At 73.2% G+C, this 12,980-nt stretch carries 14 protein-coding genes; 7 read left to right on the plus strand and 7 right to left on the minus strand.

From position 1 onward, the window contains the following. The first annotated feature begins 65 nt into the window (after positions 1 to 65). Entirely contained in the window at positions 66 to 1,238 is a 1,173-nt protein-coding gene (locus ACH4TP_RS00915; RefSeq protein WP_398435094.1) for an ABC transporter ATP-binding protein, read from the plus strand. After that, a complete protein-coding gene (locus ACH4TP_RS00920) occupies positions 1,235 to 2,071 on the plus strand; it encodes an ABC transporter permease (protein WP_398435096.1) in 837 nt (278 codons plus the stop codon). Before ACH4TP_RS00915 ends, ACH4TP_RS00920 begins: the two co-directional genes overlap by 4 nt. A gap of 4 nt (positions 2,072 to 2,075) precedes the next feature. On the opposite strand, the gene ACH4TP_RS00925 is transcribed toward ACH4TP_RS00920, so the two are convergent. Then, the gene (locus ACH4TP_RS00925; RefSeq protein WP_398435098.1) at positions 2,076 to 2,402 is read right to left on the minus strand and encodes an ATP/GTP-binding protein; all 327 of its coding nucleotides are present in this window, start codon (positions 2,400 to 2,402) and stop codon (positions 2,076 to 2,078) included. A 200-nt stretch (positions 2,403 to 2,602) separates the two neighbouring features. On the opposite strand from ACH4TP_RS00925, the gene ACH4TP_RS00930 reads away from it, so the two are divergent. Next, positions 2,603 to 3,637, plus strand: coding sequence for an LLM class flavin-dependent oxidoreductase (locus ACH4TP_RS00930; RefSeq protein WP_398435099.1), 1,035 nt, complete (start codon positions 2,603 to 2,605; stop codon positions 3,635 to 3,637). A gap of 109 nt (positions 3,638 to 3,746) precedes the next feature. Here ACH4TP_RS00930 and ACH4TP_RS00935 read toward each other — a convergent pair whose 3' ends face one another. Beyond that, a complete protein-coding gene (locus ACH4TP_RS00935) occupies positions 3,747 to 4,139 on the minus strand; it encodes an SCO5389 family protein (protein WP_389236126.1) in 393 nt (130 codons plus the stop codon). 282 nt (positions 4,140 to 4,421) lie between these two features. Here ACH4TP_RS00935 and nucS point away from each other — a divergent pair, with 282 nt between their 5' ends. Beyond that, a complete protein-coding gene (gene nucS / locus ACH4TP_RS00940) occupies positions 4,422 to 5,093 on the plus strand; it encodes an endonuclease NucS (RefSeq protein WP_177181633.1) in 672 nt (223 codons plus the stop codon). 70 nt (positions 5,094 to 5,163) lie between these two features. Here the strand turns inward: nucS and ACH4TP_RS00945 are convergent, their stop codons facing one another. The 4 genes from ACH4TP_RS00945 to ACH4TP_RS00960 all read right to left on the minus strand — a co-directional run bounded on the left by ACH4TP_RS00945 (position 5,164) and on the right by ACH4TP_RS00960 (position 10,065). Further along, positions 5,164 to 7,782 (minus strand): ATP-binding protein, encoded by a 2,619-nt coding sequence (locus ACH4TP_RS00945; protein WP_398435101.1) that lies wholly within the window; start codon positions 7,780 to 7,782, stop codon positions 5,164 to 5,166. A 215-nt stretch (positions 7,783 to 7,997) separates the two neighbouring features. After that, on the minus strand, positions 7,998 to 8,321 hold the full coding sequence (locus tag ACH4TP_RS00950) for an STAS domain-containing protein (RefSeq protein ID WP_030210572.1): 324 nt from the start codon (positions 8,319 to 8,321) through the stop codon (positions 7,998 to 8,000). 127 nt (positions 8,322 to 8,448) lie between these two features. Then, a complete protein-coding gene (locus tag ACH4TP_RS00955) occupies positions 8,449 to 9,297 on the minus strand; it encodes a 3-hydroxyacyl-CoA dehydrogenase family protein (RefSeq protein WP_398189088.1) in 849 nt (282 codons plus the stop codon). Between the two features lie 129 nt (positions 9,298 to 9,426). Continuing rightward, positions 9,427 to 10,065 (minus strand): TetR/AcrR family transcriptional regulator, encoded by a 639-nt coding sequence (locus ACH4TP_RS00960; protein WP_398189091.1) that lies wholly within the window; start codon positions 10,063 to 10,065, stop codon positions 9,427 to 9,429. 71 nt (positions 10,066 to 10,136) lie between these two features. On the opposite strand from ACH4TP_RS00960, the gene ACH4TP_RS00965 reads away from it, so the two are divergent. From ACH4TP_RS00965 to ACH4TP_RS00975, 3 genes are read left to right on the plus strand one after another with little or no spacing between them, the layout of a single operon-like run. After that, positions 10,137 to 10,910 carry an ABC transporter ATP-binding protein gene (locus tag ACH4TP_RS00965; protein ID WP_389236134.1) on the plus strand — a complete coding sequence of 258 codons (774 nt, stop codon included), beginning with the start codon at positions 10,137 to 10,139 and terminating at the stop codon, positions 10,908 to 10,910. Positions 10,911 to 10,920: 10 nt separating this feature from the next. After that, the gene (locus ACH4TP_RS00970) at positions 10,921 to 11,670 is read left to right on the plus strand and encodes an ABC transporter permease (protein ID WP_398435104.1); all 750 of its coding nucleotides are present in this window, start codon (positions 10,921 to 10,923) and stop codon (positions 11,668 to 11,670) included. Positions 11,671 to 11,683: 13 nt separating this feature from the next. Next, positions 11,684 to 12,256: a cob(I)yrinic acid a,c-diamide adenosyltransferase gene (locus tag ACH4TP_RS00975; protein ID WP_389236138.1), complete on the plus strand. Its 573-nt coding sequence runs from the start codon at positions 11,684 to 11,686 to the stop codon at positions 12,254 to 12,256. Here ACH4TP_RS00975 and ACH4TP_RS00980 read toward each other — a convergent pair. Beyond that, positions 12,253 to 12,921, minus strand: a complete 669-nt coding sequence (locus ACH4TP_RS00980; RefSeq protein ID WP_398435106.1) for a hypothetical protein — start codon at positions 12,919 to 12,921, stop codon at positions 12,253 to 12,255. The genes ACH4TP_RS00975 and ACH4TP_RS00980 overlap by 4 nt on opposite strands. Positions 12,922 to 12,980 lie beyond the last annotated feature (59 nt).

Genomic DNA, 12,980 nt, shown 5'->3' on the forward strand with positions numbered 1-12,980 from the left:
GGGCTCCGGCCGACGGCCGCCACGCCCCGACACGGATGCGATCGACCTGTCGATGGGGCTGGAGAATGATCGAGGCAGTCGGCCTGACGAAGCGCTACGGCGCCAAGACGGCCGTGTACAACCTTTCCTTCCAGGTGAGGCCCGGTGTCGTCACCGGATTCCTGGGCCCCAACGGCTCCGGCAAGTCGACGACCATGCGCATGATCCTGGGGCTCGACCAGCCCACTGCGGGCCAGGTCACGATCGGCGGCCACCCCTTCCGGCAGCTGCCGAACGCCCCCCGCCAGGTGGGCGCGCTCCTCGACGCCAAGGCCGTGCACGGCGGCCGGAGCGCCCGCAGCCACCTCCTGTCGCTCGCGCAGCTGGCCGGCATCCCGGCGCAGCGCGTCGACGAGGTCCTCGGCGTGGTCGGCCTCCAGGACGTCGCGAAACGGCGCTCGAAGGGCTTCTCGCTCGGCATGGGCCAGCGGCTCGGCATCGCGGCGGCGCTCCTCGGCGACCCTCAGGTGCTGCTCTTCGACGAGCCCGTCAACGGCCTGGACCCCGAGGGCATCCTCTGGGTGCGGAACCTGATGAAGAAGCTGGCCGCCGAGGGCCGCACGGTCTTCGTCTCCAGCCACCTCATGAGCGAGATGGCGCTGACCGCCGACCACCTGATCGTGATCGGCCGGGGTCAGCTCCTCGCCGACATGCCGGTGAAGGACTTCATCTCGGCGAACTCCGCCGACTTCGCCCGGGTGCGGACCCCGGAGACCGAGCCGGCGCAGCGGGAGAAGCTGGTCCCGGTGCTCATGGAGGCCGGCGGGCAGGTGCTGTCCGAGCCGGACGGCGCGCTGCGCGTCACGGGCCTGCCGCTGGCGCGGATCAGCGATCTGGCGCACGGCGCGGACGTACGGCTCTGGGAGCTGTCCCCGCACCAGGCCTCCCTCGAAGAGGCGTACATGCGGCTGACGCAGGGCGCCGTCGACTACCGCTCCACCGACGACCGTCTCGCCCATCTCCAGCCGCCCGTGCAGCCGGGCCAGCCGGGGTACGGGCTGCCGCCGCGGCCGCCGGTCCCGGAGGTGCCGCAGGAGGGCTGGTACGCCCCGCCGCCGCCCGGGCAGAACCCGTACGCGGGCGCGCCGGGCCCGTACGCCGGTGCCCCTCAGGCTCCCGCGCCCGGTCCGTACGCCCCTCCGGCCGCTTCGCAGCCGGGCCTCCCGCAGCCGAGCGAGACCCCGAAGGACGTCCGATGACCGCCCCCACCCACCACCACGCCCCGGCGCCGCACGCCTACGTCTCCCCCATCCCGGTCCGCGCCGCGCACCTCGGTGACGCGCTCGCCTCCGAGTGGACGAAGATCCGCTCGGTGCGTTCCACGGTGTGGACGCTCGGGGTCATGATCCTGCTGATGCTCGCCATCGGCCTGGGCGTCGCGGCCATCGCCTCGGGCGCCGACGTCGAGATGGGCGGGCAGTCCGCGCTCGCCTTCGGCTTCTTCGGGATGCTGCCGGCGTCGATCTGCGTGATCACGCTCGGCGTCCTGACGATCTCCTCCGAGTACGGCACGGGCATGATCCGTACGACGCTGACGGCCTGCCCGAGCCGGGCCCGGGTGCTGACGGCGAAGGCGATCGTCTTCTTCCTGCTGGTCTTCTCGGTCACCACGGTGATGGCGACCCTGGTGGCGGTGGCGCAGGTCGCGCTCGTGGACACGGCGGCGCCGCCGACGGGTGCCGAGTGGCTGCGGGCGACGGTCGGCGCGGGCGCCTACCTGGCCCTGCTCGGGCTGGTCTCGCTGGCCGTGGGGACGCTCGTCCGGCACTCGGCCGGCGCGATCACGGTGATGATCGGCGTGCTGCTGCTGCCGCTGGTGGCGGGCATGTTCATGATGGCCGAGGCGCTGCGGTCGGTGCAGGAGTTCCTGTTCACCTACTCGATCCCCTCGCAGATGATCGCGCTCTACAACGCCACCCCGCAGTTCGGCGACTCGGGCCCGGCGGGCTGGGAGACGCTGCTGATCGTGGCCGCCGTCGCGGCGGCGGCCCTGGGCGGCGCGTACGCCGTGCTGAGCAGCCGGGACGTGTGAGCCGCTAGTACCTCGGCGCGTTGCGGGACCGCTGCACCCTGCTGGTGCGGCGGTCCTTCGCGTTCCAGCAGGCCTTGTGCCAGTGGCGGCGGTCGTCCACGCCGCCCCACTCCGGCCAGGCGACGACGTGCGGGGCGCCGGGCGGGATCTCCTGGTCGCAGCCGGGGCAGCGGTAGCGCTTGCCGGGGGAGCTCGCTCCGGCGACGAGGCGGACGTACCATTCCTCGCCCTGCCATGTCTCGGTGCGCTGCACGCCGCCGTACCGGTCGCCGTGATCGCCCTGCTGCGCGGGCTTCTCGCCGCCTCGGGAGCGGTTGTGACGCGGGGACACGGGCACACCTCACGGGGTCTGGGAACACGGACCGTTCCCTCCAGCCTACGGGCCGCCACCCGGTGCCCCGGGCCCCGTCCGGAACGGCTTAGCCGAAAATCGCAAGAACTTCATGAACGGCCGTTGCCTTTGGCACGTGTCAGACGTTGTTGCCAGTGCGAGGGGAGATGTACGCGTCGGCCGCAAGGAGGCAGAAGGCGATGCGCGTGGGTACGTTCGTTCTGGCAGCCCAGTTCCCGGGCCAGGGGCAGGGAGAGGCGCTGCACCGGGCGGTGCGGACCGCCGAGGTGGCCGAGGAGGCGGGGCTCGACTCCGTCTGGCTCGCCGAGCACCACTTCGTGCCGTACGGGGTCTGTCCCTCGGCCGTGACCCTGGCCGCGCTGCTCCTGGGCCGCACCCGGCGGCTCCGGGTCGGCACGGCGGTGAGCGTGCTGCCCACCGTCCACCCGGTCGCCCTCGGCGAGCAGGCTGCGCTGCTGCACCTCACCTCGGGCGGCAGGTTCACCCTCGGGGTGGGCCGGGGCGGGCCCTGGGTCGACCTGGAGGTGTTCGGCGCGGGTCTCGAGGCGTACGAGAAGGGGTTCCCGGACTCGCTCGACCTGCTGCTGCGCTGGCTCACCGAGCCGCGTGTCGGCGCCGACGGGGAGCGGATCGCCTTCCGCGAGGTGCCCGTGGTGCCCCGCCCCGACGAGCTGATCGACGGCCCCGCCTCCCCCGAGGTGGTCGTGGCCTGCACCTCGCCGAAGAGCGTGCGGCTCGCGGCGGAGCGCGGACTGCCGATGCTGCTCGGCATGCACTGCGGCGACGAGGACAAGGCCGAGATGGTCGCGGCCTGGAACCGGTGCGCGCGGGAGGCCGGGCGGGACCCGGACGAGATCGCGCGGACCGGGGCGCAGCACGTCTCGGCGGGGGTGGCCCAGCTGGCGGACCGGGGGGCGGACGCGGCGGAGGCGCTGGTGAAGGCGATGCCGGGCTGGCTGAAACAGGGGCTCGACGCGCACGTGACGGTGGACGGCCGGCACCGGGTGATGCGGGACCCCGTCGCGTACACGGAGCTGCTGTGCGGGCTGCACCCGGTGGGCACGCCCCGGCAGGCGGCGGACCGGCTCGCGGCGACGGCGGAGCGTACGGGCATCACGCGCTTCGCCCTGCTCGCGGAGGGCTCGGGCGACCTCGCGGCGACCGAGGAGAACGTCCGGCGCCTGGGCGCGGAGGTCCTGCCGCTCCTGGTGTGAGAGCGGCCACGTCCGGGACTGTGCTGCCGCTCCCGCGCCGGTCGGCGGCGATGCGCGTCGGCTCGCATCGGTCGCGTTCTCCCGCGGTGTCGAGCGGCAGCACCATGTCTCAGCAGTCGCGCAGTTCCGGCGACTGGTTCAGCAGCTGCCCCCGGATGGACGTGAAGCGGGCGAGCCGCTCGTCCACCGCCGGGTCCAGCGGGAAGACCGCCACGCGGTGGCAGTTCTGGAAGGCGAGACGCACCCCGAAGTGCCGCTGCAGCGCACCGCGAATGGCATCGCTCGCGAGCGCGCGCAGCAGTTGACCACGTTCCTGCTCGTTCGACGGCGGCGTCTGGTTGTCGGCGAACTCTCCGCCGTCGACCTTCAGCTGTGCCACCAGAGAACTGATCATCTCCCATGCGTAGGGCAGGGAGGTCCGGACGCAGTCGACGAAGTCGGCTTCGTCGACCTCGCCTCGCTCGGCCTGTTCCAACAGTGCCGGTGAGACGTCGAGCGACATGGGTTCTCCTCTCGCGACCCCGCGGACGGGGTCTTGCGGGCAGGGCCGAGGGCCGGCCGTGCGCCACGCAGAGTGCACGGACGACGACCTCCAGCTTCCACGGTAAGCGCGCAGTCCGGGCGACACCAGAAGAATGGGCACACAACCGGCTGATAACCGACGGGTGTTCGGCTCATGACCGCGCTCCGGCGCATCCCGGAAGCCGCTCGGACCGTACCCGCCCGATGCCCGGGTGATGCCCGAATCGCGCGGAAGAGGGCCTGTCTTGTAGCGTTGCCGACCATGCGTCTCGTCATCGCCCGTTGCTCCGTGGACTACGCGGGCCGGCTCACGGCCCACCTGCCCTCCGCTCCCCGTCTGATCCTGGTCAAGGCAGACGGCAGCGTCTCCATCCACGCGGACGACCGCGCGTACAAACCGCTCAACTGGATGTCCCCGCCGTGCACGCTCAAGGAGGGCGTCGACGGTGAGGCGGGCATCTGGACCGTGATCAACAAAGCGGGCGAGAAACTGATCATCACGATGGAGGAGATCCTCCACGACTCCTCGCACGAACTGGGCGTGGACCCCGGTCTCATCAAGGACGGCGTCGAGGCGCACCTCCAGGAGCTGCTCGCCGACCGGATCGAGACCCTCGGCGAGGGCTACACCCTGATCCGCCGCGAGTACCCGACCGCGATCGGTCCCGTGGACATCCTGTGCCGGGACTCCGACGGCGGGACGGTCGCGGTGGAGATCAAGCGGCGCGGCGAGATCGACGGCGTCGAGCAGCTGACCCGCTACCTGGAGCTGCTCAACCGCGACCCGCACCTGGCGCCGGTGAAGGGCGTCTTCGCGGCCCAGGAGATCAAGCCGCAGGCGCGGGTCCTCGCGACGGACCGCGGGATCGGCTGCGTCGTCCTCGACTACGACGCGCTGCGCGGCATCGAGGACGACAAGCTGCGGCTGTTCTGAGACCTGTCCCACGGACGACGGCCCCGGGTGCGATGAGCGCGCCCGGGGCCGTCGTCGTCTCCCGTACGGGTCAGGCCGGCGTCTCCGAGGCGGTGGAGGTCTCGGAGGCGGAGGGGGCGCCGAGGGTCGTCGTCGCGCCCGACGACGGCGGCTCGGTCGTCGTCGGGGGCGTCGTGGGCGGCTCGGTCGTCGGCGTCGGCGGGTCGGGGGTGGTCGTCGGCGGCTTCGACGGCGTGGTGGTGGGCTTGGGCGAGGTCGTCCTCGTCGGCCTCGGGCCGCCCGTCGCGGTGGGGGCCGTCGTCGTCGCTCCCCCGGTGGGCCGCGTCGTCCCGCTGGGCGAGGTCGTCGCCGACGGGCTGTCCGAGGGCGAGGGGGAGCCGGAGGCGGACGGGTCCGTGGACGAGGACGCCGAGGCGCTCCCGGAGCCCGAGGGGCTCGGGGAGTCCGAGTGGGTGGCCTCCCCGGTCTCGGCCGGGGCGGTCCCGCCGTCGGCCGGCGGCTCCTCGCCGTCGAGGCCGTCGCCGGTGCCGCTCTCGCTCGCGGTGCTGTCGGAGGTGACGCGGTTGTTCGCGGGGTCCGTGCCGTCGCCGGAGGTGGCGCCGAGGGTCACGACGGTGCCGAGGACGGCGACGAGCAGCGCGCCGGCGCCGACGGCGACGAGGTTGCGGCGGGCGCCGCTGAGGATGCCGCCCTTGAGGCCGGGGCGGCGGGCCCCGCCCTCCTCGGTGTCGGGGCGGGCGAGGAGCGTCGGGCCCTCGTCGGCGAAGCCGGGGAACGCGGGGACGGGGGCCGTCGCCGGGGCCGCCGCCGGGCTCCGGAAGGGTCCGCCGGGCAGCGGGGCCGTGACGGGCTCCGGTACGGGGGCGGGGCGGGCGGCCGGGCCGCGCAGGGCGGGGGTTCCGCGCGGCGGGGAGAGGGGCTCCACGGCGGCCGCGTGCTCCCCGGAGAGGTCGGCGACGAGGGCGAGTGCCCGGCGCCCCGCGACGGTGCCGCGCTTGTCGGCGAGCACCCCGCGCATGGCGATGGAGGCCTCCAGCTCGGCGCGGGCGCGCTCCAGGTTTCCGGCGCAGATCGCGAGGACGCCGAGCTCGTGGTGGAAGTAGGCCTCCTCGGCGACCTCGCCGGTGAGCCGGGCGGCTTCCTGTCCGGCACGCAGGGCGCGCTCCCAGGCGCCCCAGTGCAGTCCGGCGGCGAAGGCGGGCGCGGCGGCGCGGGCGAGGAGGACGGCGGTGGCGCGGTGTTCGGCGGCGGTGTCGCCGCTGCCGGGGATCAGCACGGTGAGGGCGGCGAGCAGGGCGTCGGCCTCGGCGGCGGCCCGCTCGGGGGTGACGGAGGGGTGGGACGCCCACCAGGCGTAGTGCTGGGCGGCGGTGTGGGCGCGCTCGACGGCCTCGCGCTCGTACCCGTGGGCGAGGAGCTGGGTGAGGACTCCGGCGGCGAGGCGGTAGCGGGGGCCGGTCGGGGAGAGCAGTCCGCAGGCCACGAGCTCGCCGAGGGCGGCGTCGGCGTGGGTGTCGCCGACGAGGGCCGGGAGGTGGGCCTGGTGGGGGACCTCGCCGCCGAGGGCGACGGCGAAGCGCAGGGCGGTCTGGGCGGAGCGGCTGAGGCGGGAGGCGAGGAGGGCGGCGGGGGCGGCGCCCTCGCCGAGGCTGGGCAGCGGTATGTCGCGGAGCTCGATGTCGGGGTCCTCGACGCCGTCGAAGGCGGCGGCAGCGGCGGCCGCCGCCGCGGCGGGGTCGGTGGGGCCGAAGGCCTCTTCGAGGGCGCCGAAGGCGTCGAACTCGGCGGGGGTGACGCGCAGCTTGTCGCGCTGCCGGAGCAGGGCGCCGGCCTGGACGAAGCGGAGCGGGAGGCCTTCGGACTCGAACCAGAGGTCGCCGGCCCAGTTGGCCTCCTCCTCGGTGAGGGTGCGGCCGACGGCGCTCGTCAGGAGCTCCAGGGCGGCGGCGCGGCCGAGGCCGGCGAGGAGGACCTCCTCGACGGGGGCGTCGGCGGAGGGGGCGGGCGCGTCGGGGGCCGCGGCGAGGAGGAAGGCGCACTCGGGGGCGGCGGCGAGGAGTTCGTCGAGGGCGGCGCCGCCGAACTCCAGGTCGTCGACGACGACCACGGCGCCGACGTCGCCGAGCAGGGCGAGGAGGCCGGCCCGGTCGGGGCGGTGGTCGGGGGCGTACCGGACGGCGGTGAAGAGTTCGTGGAGGAGTTCGGTGGGGGTGCGGTGGTGGCCGGAGAGGCGGACGACGCCGTCGGGGGCGAGGCCGGCGCAGTCGGCGGCGACGGCGTCGAGGAGGGTGGTGCGGCCGGAGCCGGGGGCGCCGACGAGGCGGGCGCAGCGGCCGGAGCGGAGGATGCCGGTGAGCCGTTCGCGTTCCTCCTGGCGTTCGAGGAGGGGCAGCTCGGGCGCGGCGGGGCCCGGCGGGACGGGCGGGGCGGCGGCGCGGGCGGCCTCGGCGCGTTCCTCGGGGGTGCGGGGGCGGGGGGCCGCCGGTTCCCGGCCGGGCGGGCAGGGTTCGATCTCGCTGCCGTCGACGGGGTTGACGGTGAGGAGCAGTCCGCCGGAGACGAGCCGGACGACGCGGGCGCGTGCGGGCGTCTGGGCGGGCGCCGGCGCGGGCACGCCACGGCCCTGGCGGGTCTCCTCGCCCTCGGTGTCGTGACCGTACTCCTCCGACCCAGGGTTGATCGGGTCCATGGTGCAAGCCCCCAAGAAGCGGTTCCGGTGCCCGCCGGTGGTTCCGTCCATGTGCAGGCGGGGCCGTCATGGTGCGGGCGACCGAACCCTAGACCGTGCTCAGGGGCTCGGGAACAGTCGGGGTGCTCCCGAGACCAAGACGTCACGGTCTTGTGAGGATTGAGCGTGACGCCTGTTTCACACAGCTGCTTCACACCCGACGGGCGTCCCGGGGGTCACACGCGGGGCAGGGACTCCAGGGCGAGGCCGCCCTCGATGGCGAGGATGCGGTGCAGCCGGGTGGCGACGAGGAGCCGCTGCATCTGGGGCGGCACCCCCCGCAGGACGAGGCGCCGGCCGCAGCGGCCGGCCCTCCGGTGGGCGCCCATGATGACGCCGAGTCCGGTGGCGTCCCAGGAGTCGAGGCCGGTCAGGTCGAGCACCAGGTCGCCGACTCCGTCGTCGACGGCCGAGTGCAGGACCGTGCGGGCGTCCGCCGCGCTGCGGACGTCGAGGCGGCCCCCGACGACCAGCTCGACGTGGTCGCCCCTGATGTGCATATGCGCTCCCCGAGAGTGCTCCGTCTTCGCAACAACTGACTGCCGCACCGGCAGATACGTTGCGCCTTGTCAGCGAACCGATACCGAAATTCACCCCGTGGAGTGAGGGCGGGGTGGTGGGTCGGGATCAGTACTTGTAGAAGCCCTGCCCGCTCTTGCGGCCGATGTCACCCGCGTCCACCATCCGGCGCATCAGCTCCGGCGGCGCGAACTTCTCGTCCTGGGACTCGGTGTAGATGTTGTTGGCGGCGTTCACCAGGATGTCGATGCCGGTGAGGTCGGCGGTGGCGAGCGGGCCCATGGCGTGGCCGAAGCCGAGCTTGCAGGCGATGTCGATGTCCTCGGCGGTGGCGACGCCCGACTCGTGGAGCTTGGCGGCCTCGACGACGAGGGCCGAGATGAGGCGGGTGGTGACGAAGCCGGCGACGTCGCGGTTGACGACGATGCAGGTCTTGCCGACGGACTCGGCGAACGCGCGGGCGGTGGCGAGGGTCTCGTCGCTCGTCTTGTAGCCGCGGACCAGCTCGACGAGCTGCATCATCGGGACCGGCGAGAAGAAGTGGACGCCGACGACGGCCTCGGGGCGCCCGGTGACCGCGGCGATCTTGGTGATCGGGATCGCGGAGGTGTTGGAGGCGAGGACGGCGCCGTCCTTGACGATCTTGTCGAGCGAGCGGAAGATCTCGTGCTTGACGTCGAGGTTCTCGAAGACGGCCTCGACGACGACGTCCGCGTCGGCGACGGCGTCGAGCTCGGTGGTGGCGGTGATCCGGCCGAGCGCGGCCTCGGCGTCCTCGGCGGCGAGCCTGCCCTTGGCGACGAACTTGTCGTACGAGGCCTTGATGCCGTCGGTGCCGCGGGTCAGGGCGGCGTCGGTGACGTCACGCAGGACGACGTCCCAGCCCGCCTGTGCCGAGACCTGTGCGATGCCGGATCCCATGAGTCCGGCCCCGATGACGGCGAGCTTCCTGGCCACGATCTTCCACCCCTCTACACCTGTTCACTTCTGGCTCTCCGGCGGAGATTAGCGGTCGCGGGGCCCCATGTGACCGCTAAGTAATGCGCGTCACGCCCTCTTTGACGGACGTCACACTCACGACACCCCTCAGCCCTCGCGCACCGCGTACGCCAGGACCTCCTCGCTCAGCAGCTGCTCGATCTCGTCGAGGAGGGCGAGGGCCTCGCGGGAGACCTCGCCCGCCCTGCCGCCCGCGGTCATCCGCTCGGAGACGAACTCGACGACGGTGCTCTGGATCCAGGCGATCTGGCCGCCGACGAGCAGGGGCATCGGGTCCTCGGGTCCGGCACCGGCCTCCTCGCGCAGGGCGTCGACGGTGGTCCGGCGGACCTCCTGCTGGAGGACCATGAGCCGGGCCTGGAGGGTGGGGGCCTCGTCGATCACCCGCATGAAGTCGGCGTAGCCGTCCATCAGTCCGTACGCGGGCGAGACGGCGGTGACGTGGCCGCGGATCTCGCGGAGCACGGCCTCGGCGGCCGACTCCCCCGCGTCGCGGCCGCGGATCATCCGGGCGAGGCGGTGGGTGACGCCCTCCATCCGGTCGAGGAAGAGGTCCTCCTTGGCCGGGAAGTAGTTGTAGACGGTGTTGACGGAGACGTCGGCGGCCTCCGCGATCTCCGCCACCGTCACGGCCTGGAAGCCGCGCTCCAGGAAGAGTCCGGTCGCGATGTCCGAGATCCGCTGTTTCGTCTGGCGCTTCTTGCGCTCCCTGAGCCCTTCAGCCATGCCGTCATCCTAGGTGCCCTGAAATTTTGGAGGCGTTGCAAAATTTCAGTGACTCTGTTTTTGTAGTCGCCATGCCCATCATCAGCACGGCCGGGCTCGCCCGGACCTTCGCGACGAAGACCGGCCCCGTGGAGGCCGTCCGCGGGATCGACCTCACCGTCCGCCCCGGCGAGATCCTCGGACTCCTCGGCCCCAACGGCGCCGGCAAGACCACCACCCTCCAGATGCTCACGACGCTCCTGCCGCCCACCGCCGGCGCCGCCACCGTCGCCGGCCACGACCTCGTCAGGGACCCCGCCGCCGTCCGCCGACGCATCGGGTACGTCGCCCAGTCCGGCGGCCTCGACCCGCAGGAGACCGTCCGCTCCGAACTCGTCACGCAGGGCAGGCTCTACGGCCTGGACCGGACGACCGCCGCGGCCCGCGCCGGGGAGCTCGCCGCCGACCTCGGCCTCACCGAGCTCCTCGACCGGAGGACCCCGGCGCTCTCCGGCGGCCAGCGCCGCCGGCTCGACCTCGCGATGGGCCTCACCCACCGCCCCGAGGTCCTCTTCCTCGACGAGCCGACGACCGGCCTCGACCCCGGCAGCCGCGCCGACCTGTGGGCGCTGGTGCGGCGCCTGCGCGACGAGCACGGCACCACCGTCGTCCTCACCACCCACTACCTCGACGAGGCCGACGCGCTCGCCGACCGGCTCGTCATCGTCGACAAGGGGACGGTCGTCACCGAGGACACCCCCGCCGGCCTCAAGGCCGCGCACGGCGTGACCACCCTCCAGGAGGCCTTCCTCGCCGTCACCGGCCGCGGCCCCGCCCCCGTCGACACCACCCCCGTAGCGGTCTAGGAGACCCGTGATGCTGTTCCGCGACACCGCGCTGCTCTTCGGGCGCTACGCCCGCCAGACCCTGCGCTCCCCGTTCCAGATCTTCTTCGGCACCCTGATGCCGCTGCTCTACCTCTTCTTCTTCGGGCCGCTGCTCACCGGCCTCCCGCTGGGCCGCGAGGGCGACTCCTGGCAGATCCTCGTCCCCGGCCTGCTGCTCCAGCTCGGCCTCTTCGGCGCCTCGTTCGCCGGTTTCTCGCTCATCATGGAGAAGGGCTGGGGCGTGTTCGACCGGATGCGGGTCACCCCGGTCAGCCGGCTCGCCCTGCTCCTCGGCCGGGTCCTGCGGGACGCCGCGCTCTTCGTCCTCCAGGCGGTCCTGCTCGTCCTGGTGGCGATCCCGATGGGCCTGCGGGCGCCGCTCCCCGGAATCCTCCTCGGCTTCGGCTTCGTCGCCCTGCTCTCCGCCGCGCTCGCCTCCCTCTCGTACGCACTGGCCCTGAAGCTGCGCACCCCGCAGGAGTTCGGCCCCGCGATCAACACGCTCGCCATGCCGGCGATGCTGCTCTCGGGCCTGATGCTGCCGATGGCCCTCGCCCCCGGCTGGCTCGACGTGGTCTCGCACCTCATGCCGTTCCGCTATCTGGTGGACGCGGTCCGGGAGGCGTACATCGGCCACTACACGACACCGACGGTGCTGTACGGGGTGCTGGTCGCCCTCGCGCTGACGGCGCTCGCCGTGACGGTCGGCACACGCTCGTTCCGGAGGGCCGGCGCGTAACTAGGCTGGACCCATGGTCAATCTGACGCGCATCTACACCCGTACCGGCGACAAGGGCACCACGGCGCTCGGCGACATGAGCCGGACCGCCAAGACCGATCTGCGGATCTCGGCCTACGCCGACGCCAACGAGGCCAACGCCGCCATCGGGACGGCCATCGCCCTCGGGCAGCTGGACGAGGAGCTCGTGAAGGTCCTCACCCGCATCCAGAACGACCTCTTCGACGTGGGCGCCGACCTCTGCACGCCGGTGGTGGAGAACCCCGAGTACCCGCCGCTGCGCGTCGAGCAGGGCTACGTCGACAAGCTGGAGGCCGACTGCGACCGCTTCCTGGAGCGGCTCGACAAGCTGCGCTCCTTCATCCTGCCGGGCGGCACGCCCGGTGCGGCCCTGCTGCACCAGGCCTGCACGGTGGTCCGGCGGGCGGAACGCTCCACCTGGGCGGCCCTGGAGGTGCACGGCGAGACGATGAACGCCCTGACGGCCACGTACCTCAACCGGCTGTCCGACCTTCTGTTCATCCTGGCCAGGACGGCCAACAAGGAGGTCGGAGATGTGCTCTGGGTGCCCGGCGGAGACCGCTAGGCCGGATGCCGGGCATGCCCTTGCCCGGGGGTCCGGGGGTCGCCCCCGGGGGATGCGGCATCCTTGCCCGCACCGCGAACAAGGAGGTCGGGGACGTGCTCCGGGTCCCCGGCGGCGACCGCTGACCCGGCGTCCGGGTCCTTCTTCCGCCAGATCAGGTAGCTGAGCGCGATCAGGCCGTGGATGCCGACCGCCCGCCATGCGGCGAACATCCAGCTCCACAGGCTGTCGGTGTTCCCGTCGTCGCCGACGTACCAGATCGCGAGGAGCAGCAGGACGGTGGCGACGGCGCCGCCGATCAGCGTGCCCAGCCAGATCCGGCCCTCGTGGCGGGCGCGCGCCATGCCGTACCTCGGGGGCTTCGGGGGCGGCGGCGCGCCGCCCAGGCGGTGGGCGGCGTGGCCGTCGAGCCACTTCACGGTGCGGTGGCCGTGGCCGGCGGTGTAGCCGAGGTACAGCGCGGCGAGGCCGTGCTCCCAGCCGGGCTCTGCGCCGTTCTTGAGGTCGATCGCGGTGACGACGAGGAGGACCAGCTCCAGGAGCGGTTCGCACAGCAGCAGCGCCATGCCCGCCCGGGGCTTCTTCAGGAGGTAGCGGGTGGCGAGGCCGGCGGCCAGCAGGACCCAGAAGCCGACCTCGCAGACGACGATCAGCGTGACGATCACGGCGGTTCCCCTTTCGGTGCCCCTTCAGCGTCCCGTGGCACCGGGCCCGGTTCGTCGTC

Source organism: Streptomyces sp. NPDC021012, assembly GCF_044333355.1.
Lineage (GTDB): Bacteria > Actinomycetota > Actinomycetes > Streptomycetales > Streptomycetaceae > Streptomyces.